Annotated in this window: 3 protein-coding genes; 2 read left to right on the forward strand and 1 reads right to left on the reverse strand. The window is 43.3% G+C overall.

Annotated features, from left to right (window positions below):
* Positions 1 to 297: 297 nt before the first annotated feature.
* Entirely contained in the window at positions 298 to 474 is a 177-nt protein-coding gene (gene rmf / locus AC4PME_RS17555; protein WP_070124638.1) for a ribosome modulation factor, read from the forward strand.
* Between the two features lie 59 nt (positions 475 to 533).
* On the opposite strand, the gene fabA is transcribed toward rmf, so the two are convergent.
* Positions 534 to 1,052 (reverse strand): 3-hydroxyacyl-[acyl-carrier-protein] dehydratase FabA, encoded by a 519-nt coding sequence (gene fabA / locus AC4PME_RS17560; RefSeq protein ID WP_119501365.1) that lies wholly within the window; start codon positions 1,050 to 1,052, stop codon positions 534 to 536.
* A gap of 131 nt (positions 1,053 to 1,183) precedes the next feature.
* On the opposite strand from fabA, the gene AC4PME_RS17565 reads away from it, so the two are divergent.
* Positions 1,184 to 1,432: RepB family protein (locus AC4PME_RS17565; RefSeq protein WP_491529677.1), on the forward strand; the 249-nt coding region annotated here is incomplete at its 3' end.

The raw sequence follows: 1,432 nt of genomic DNA on the forward strand, positions 1-1,432 counted from the left end.
CCGTTATCGACATTTACTGTTGCAATAACGAGGCGGACCATACATTTTTGTACATATAGTTTGACGTTTTAAAAAACGTAATATTTATGACAAAAAAATGTAACATTAAATTAGACAAATTTTCATTAACTTACTATTTGTCAATACCAAAAAAAATTTAATTAAGTTGAACCAAGCCTGCCTCTGCACTATCACATATATGTGCGTGAAAAAACTTGAAGGCACCATCAACCCATACTGACAGGAGAGCCCGATAGTCAATCACGGCACAGTTAAATAATCAAAAGAGGCTTATCAATGAAACGACAAAAAAGAGATAAATTGACGCGTGCACACGCAAAAGGGTATCAAGCTGGTATCAGCGGTCGTTCAAAGGAGAACTGTCCATTTCAGGCTTTTGACGCCAGGTCACAATGGCTCGGAGGCTGGAGGGAAGCCGTTGAAGACAGACAATTAGGATTCAACGTGCGTTAAGCATCTCTTTCAGTATAGGTAAGCCCCGATTTAACGGGGCTTTTTTATACCTGAAAAAATCAGAATTTAGACGTGTCCTGAAACAGACCGACTTTCAAATCTTTTGCGGTATAAATAACACGGCCGTCTACTTCAACCTGGCCATCAGCCAGACCCATAAACAGTTTACGTTTAACTACACGCTTCATGTTGATGCGGTAGGTTACCTTTTTAGCCGTTGGCAGTATTTGACCGGTAAATTTCACTTCACCTACGCCAAGAGCACGACCTTTACCGGGGCCACCGCTCCAGCCAAGGAAGAAACCCACCAGCTGCCACATGGCATCCAGACCCAGACAGCCGGGCATTACAGGGTCACCCGGGAAGTGGCAGTCAAAGAACCACAGATCAGGCGTGATATCCAGTTCGGCAATGATTTCGCCTTTATCGTACTCACCGCCTTCTTCACTGATATGACTGATACGGTCCATCATCAGCATATTAGGAGCCGGTAATTGACTATTACCCGGCCCGAACATTTCACCGCGGCTACAGGCCAGCAAGTCTTCACGGTTAAAACTATTTTGTTTGTCGGACATGATATCCCTTTGTTGTTAGATTTTCAGCGTGGTAATTTAGCGAACACTTGTACGCTAAACAACTCTGAACAGTCATTTATTGTGAAAATTTACATGTTACACTGTGCACGTAACCACGAGATGACAACGGTATGACTGAAAAGAAAAAAGCCAATCCTTCCGCCAATGCTGAAAAACAGCGTCGTTTCCGCGAAAGACAAAAAGCAGCAGGAAAAAAAATGGTTCGTGGCTATGTCAGCCCCGAAGCCATGCAGTGTTATAAAGAAATCAGCGATAAAACCGGATGGAGTGACAGTGAAGTACTGTCCAACGCGTTACGCATAACCTATGCAGCCTACAAGTGTGGTCAAATCCGTCTTTTAAATCAGTGGCTTAAAGAT

The sequence above is a fragment of the Alteromonas sp. genome (assembly GCF_984505615.1).